General features: G+C 59.3%; 5 protein-coding genes. 2 read left to right on the top strand and 3 right to left on the bottom strand.

The window, feature by feature from the left end; all coding sequences use genetic code 11:
- The first annotated feature begins 172 nt into the window (after positions 1–172).
- Positions 173–772, top strand: coding sequence for a DUF3005 domain-containing protein (locus WCA53_RS24465; RefSeq protein ID WP_423916522.1), 600 nt, complete (start codon positions 173–175; stop codon positions 770–772).
- 350 nt (positions 773–1,122) lie between these two features.
- The gene (locus tag WCA53_RS24460) at positions 1,123–1,725 is read left to right on the top strand and encodes a short chain dehydrogenase (RefSeq protein ID WP_423916520.1); all 603 of its coding nucleotides are present in this window, start codon (positions 1,123–1,125) and stop codon (positions 1,723–1,725) included.
- A gap of 17 nt (positions 1,726–1,742) precedes the next feature.
- On the opposite strand, the gene WCA53_RS24455 is transcribed toward WCA53_RS24460, so the two are convergent.
- The 3 genes from WCA53_RS24455 to WCA53_RS24445 form a co-directional block, all read right to left on the bottom strand.
- Entirely contained in the window at positions 1,743–2,672 is a 930-nt protein-coding gene (locus tag WCA53_RS24455) for an SMP-30/gluconolactonase/LRE family protein (RefSeq protein WP_423916518.1), read from the bottom strand.
- A 93-nt stretch (positions 2,673–2,765) separates the two neighbouring features.
- Complete coding sequence (otnI, locus tag WCA53_RS24450) at positions 2,766–3,572, bottom strand: 2-oxo-tetronate isomerase (protein WP_423916516.1); 807 nt, start codon at positions 3,570–3,572, stop codon at positions 2,766–2,768.
- An 85-nt stretch (positions 3,573–3,657) separates the two neighbouring features.
- The gene (locus WCA53_RS24445) at positions 3,658–3,990 is read right to left on the bottom strand and encodes a thioredoxin family protein (RefSeq protein WP_423916514.1); all 333 of its coding nucleotides are present in this window, start codon (positions 3,988–3,990) and stop codon (positions 3,658–3,660) included.
- Positions 3,991–4,675: the final 685 nt, after the last annotated feature.

Raw genomic sequence — 4,675 nt, 5'->3', positions numbered from 1 at the left:
CAAATCATACTCTGGAGAAAATGCGTTTTGTGCTGAAAAAAAACGTTGTGGCGTCGAACGCTTAGAACGTTTACTCATGTTGATTCCTTGTCTCACATCGCGCAAAACGTGAGTCGGCGGAATGGTTCTTGCGTCAGGGCATGGTTACTTTGAGTTCAAGGCGGAGAGCAAAATGGACAACGAGCACACGAGTGAATCGCAGCAAAAGCAAACCGAACGCGCAGCAGACAGTTTGCTAAAGAAGCCCGAAACCGAAACGGCACATGCCAACCCAAGCGATGTTGCCAAGGCGGCTGCAGGCAGAGAAGCAGGACTCGGTCAGGAAGGTACGTTGAAGCATTCCGGACCCGTGAGCGAAACCGACGAAACGCATCGCGCAATGGACGTCCTGAACGACGATACGCTCGATGACACCGTAGACGCCGACGGCAAGAATCGGGACGCCGCCGCCGACGAAGCGTTGCTTGCACACAATCCCGATGCGTTTGTCGGAGTCAATGCGTCGCTGGTCAATGCGGTCGTTGAACAAGGCGATGGCTTGGGCGGTTTCGATAGCCGTCCAGCGCGTAGCAGCGTCGCATTGGCGCTAAACACTGGCTTTAGCATGGTGGACAAGGGCATGGTCGCGCCCCCTGTCGAGGAAGTCGAACGTCAGTATGATTTTGTCGAACGTGATGGTCGCGGCGGTACGCTGCGTGGCCGCAGACACTACTCGATCAACCACGTTCACCCATCCCGCTTAATCGAAATACAACGGCGAGGTAAGACGTAACCAAGGACGCAACCAACGCCTGGCGAGGTATCTGACGGTCGATGAAAAGCCGCACGAATAATCGTGCGGCTTTTTTATTGCTTCAGCGATTCGATACGCGTCGCACCACCCGTCGATGGCGCGTCGCTCGCAGGAAACGTGCCTTCAACGGCTTTATCGACACCCTCGCGATGCAGATCGTGTCCTCGTCCTTGAGGTGTTCATAAAGACTCCTTTACGGATGCAAATTGTAAAGCGTTCCTCTCAAACGTCGGCTTCGCAATGCGTCAAGCGCACGATACGCGTGCGCTTGTCCTCCCGCCGCGCTCTCTGCACAATGATCGTATTCCTCACTCTCCGACGAGACTCCCATGAAGATTGCCGTAATAGGTGCCACTGGCACCCTAGGCCGCGCGGTATTTGCCGAGTTTCAGCCGCGTCACGAAGTCATTGAAGTGGGCGCGACGCGTGGGGCCCAGCGCGTCGACCTGATGAATATCGATAGTATCCACGCGTTGTTTGCATCGATCGGCCATGTCGATGCAATCGTGGCCGCGGCGGGTCGCGTGCATTTCGGCGAATTGACGCAGATGACGCCCGAGCAATTTCGCATCGGCCTGGATGACAAGCTCATGGGCCAGGTCAACCTCGTACTCGCCGCCCAACGGTATGTGAACGATGGCGGCTCGTTCACGCTAACAAGCGGTATTGTCGGTGAGGAACCCATTCAGTACGGCGCGAGTGCCGCCGCGGTGAACGGCGCGATTGAAGGCTTCGTGCGCGGCGCGGCGATCGAAATGCCGCGCGGCCTGCGCATCAATGTCGTGAGCCCGACCATGCTGGAAGAAGCGCGCGAAGCGTTCGGCCCGTACTTTCGCGGCTTCGAAGCCGCCCCCGGCGCGCGTGTCGCGCTCGCTTACAGCCGCAGCGTCGAAGGCCTGGAAACGGGCCGCGTGTACAAAGTGCACCGGTGACTCGAGGGGCCGCGCGTTCAGCCTCCGGGCGCACCCTGCGTATTCACGTAAAGCGAATACAGGCCATGGCTCGCAGCCATGAATAGCCGGTTGCGATGCCGGCCGCCGAAGCAAACATTGGCGCAACGCTCGGGCAATGCAATGTGTCCGAGCGGGTCGCCTTGGGGTGTAAAGATGCGCACACCGTCGAGTTCGTCGCTGCCCATACCCCATCCGCACCACAAGTTTCCGTGGATATCCACGCGAAAGCCGTCCGGCGTACCGTCGGCGGCGTCGATCAACTCACGCTGGTTCGAGAGTGTCCGGCCTTGGCCCGCTACATCGAACGCAAAAATCTTGCGCGGTGCAGCACGTGAATCGACCACATACAGTACCGACTCGTCCGGCGAAAATGCCAGGCCGTTCGGCGCATCCAGCGCGTCGGTCATCTTCGTGATCTCGCCGCTTGTGCCATCCACGCGATACACCGCCGGCTTCACTTCGGATTGCTTTTGCTCGCCTTCATAGAAGCCACGGATGCCGAAGGTGGGATCGGTGAACCAGATCGAGCCATCGGATTTCACGATCACGTCGTTGGGCGAATTGAGCGGTTTGCCATCGTATTGATCGGCGAGCACGGTGATGCTGCCGTCGTACTCGGTGCGCGTTACGCGGCGGGTCAGATGCTCGCAGGTAACGAGCCGGCCTTCGCGGTCGCGCGTATTGCCGTTCGCATTGTTCGACGGCTTGCGGAACACGCGGACCTCGCCGGTTTCTTCATCCCAGCGCATCATCCGGTTGTTCGGAATATCACTCCAGATCACCGCGCGGCTGTCGCCAAACCATACAGGTCCCTCTGACCAGCGCGTGCCCTGATACAGGCATTCGACCGATGCCGCCGCGACGCGCAGTGCGTTAAAGCGTGGATCGAAAATACGAACGGCGGGGTCGGGATAGCGACGCTCCATGAATAATGTCTCCTTGATGTTTGGGGGTTCGGCAGCGGCTGGAAACGTATCACATCGCGGCGTAAGCGTCCTCACCGCCCGCAATCCAACTCTTCATTTCCCATGCCCGGCAGCGCGGTACGGGTCAAGCCAGCCCAAGCCATCCGATGTGCCCGCACGCGGCCGATATTCACATCCGATCCAGCCGGCATAGCCGAGTGAGTCGATCAGATCGAACAGGTAGGGATAGTTGATCTCGCCCGTGTCCGGTTCGTTGCGATACGGCACCCCTGCGATCTGGATATGGCCGATGCCTGCCTTAGGCCGCATCATGTCGCGGCGCAGTTTGATGGAGAGGTCGCCTTCCATGATCTGGCAGTGATAGCAATCGAACTGGACTTGCAGGTTTGGCGCACCGATGTCCTCGCAGATCGCTTGCGCTTCGTCCTGCCGGGTCAGGAAAAAGCACGGCATGTCGCGCGTGTTGATCGGTTCGATCACGATGGTGATGTTCGCGCCGTGTGCCATCTCGGCCGCGAGCGCAAGATTCTTGAGATACACCTCACGATGCTGCTCGCGCGACTGTCCCGGTGCGAGCAGTCCGGCCATGACATGCAAGCGTTGGTTGCCGAGCGCTGCGGCATATGAAAGCGCCATGTCGATACCGCGCTTGAACTCGTCCTCGCGTCCTGGCAACGAAGCGATCCCGCGTTCTCCGGCTGTCCAGTCGCCTGGCGGCGCGTTGAATATGGCCTGTTTCAGGCCGCTATCGACGAGTTGCGCCTTGATATCCGCGGGCGGGAACTCATAGGGGAACAGGAATTCCACCGCCTTGAAACCGTCCTGCGCCGCCGCGCCGAACCGGTCGAGGAATCCGTACTCGTTGTACATCATGGTCAGGTTGGCAGCGAAGCGCGGCATGGGCGTGTCCTGGTGGCGAAGACGAGATTCAAATCGATGATCTTTACCGAGCACGCGCTTCAGGAGTGATTGGTAAATACCCTTGTCACGCTGGCGGCGGGTTGTCGATGAGAGCGAGCGCTTCGCGGATCTGCGAGACGGCGGTCGGGCGAACGAGGCGCGTCACTTCGTGTCCGTGGTTCATGAAGACGAGCGTAGGCCAGAGTTTGACGCGAAACGAGCGCCCGAGCGGCCGTCCGCTGCCGTCTTCTATCTTCATGTGCTTGACGTTCTCGTGGGTCTCGAACGCCTCGGCAATGAGGGGCTGCGCGCCACGACAATAGCCACACCATGGCGTGCCGAATTCGATGACTACCGGACCGGCAAGTTGATCGATGGCCGCGCGGCGCGGTTCCGTTGGTTCGAATTGGGTGTTCAATGGGCACTCCGTTAGGGTGGGGTTTGGGCGGTGCTGCTCGCGGAGAGTGTGGGGCTAGGGCTTGAGTGGTGCTGCTCGCGGAGAGCGTCGGGCTAGGGCTTTGGGCGGTGCTGCTCACGGAGAGTGTGGGGCTAGGACGGAGTCCTTCTGCTAGCGTGGTCGTTCTGCATAGGTAGTATTTTCTTGCTTATTTCTGTTAGCCCCTGTCCGGGGCGGGACTTCATTTCTTTGCAAACGCGCAAAGAAACGAAGCAAAGAAACGCGTTCAAACCGCGAATACCTAAGTGTCGTCGTTGCTCCACTTTAGGTTTTTGGCACGAACATAGTACAGCCGCCACGCATCAACGCGCAGTCGAACACCCGCCCCTCACTCAAGCGGCGCGCACACGCTTCGCCTCCACGACCCATTGCCGCTAACAAACGCCTAGCCGTAAGGCCCCGCTATGGCCGGATAGATCACCGGTCTTAGTCGGCGGCAAACCTCGCGGGTTCGCGTTTGACCCATCTGGTTGCGTGAAGTGCGACGCAATATGAAAGAGCGCATACGACGCGCTTTGACGGTTCGAGCACGAACACGCGGATAGGGTACCGAGATATGGCCGTCGAGGCGAAGCGTGTGCGCGGCGCATGTGCTTGAGGTGGATGTTCGACTGCCGGTTAAATATTTGGGGCCGCGCTACGTTCG

This window comes from Caballeronia sp. (genome assembly GCF_049581465.1).
Classification (GTDB): domain Bacteria; phylum Pseudomonadota; class Gammaproteobacteria; order Burkholderiales; family Burkholderiaceae; genus Caballeronia.
Note: the sequence above shows the minus strand (reverse complement) of the source record. Positions and strands in the feature narration are given on the sequence as shown.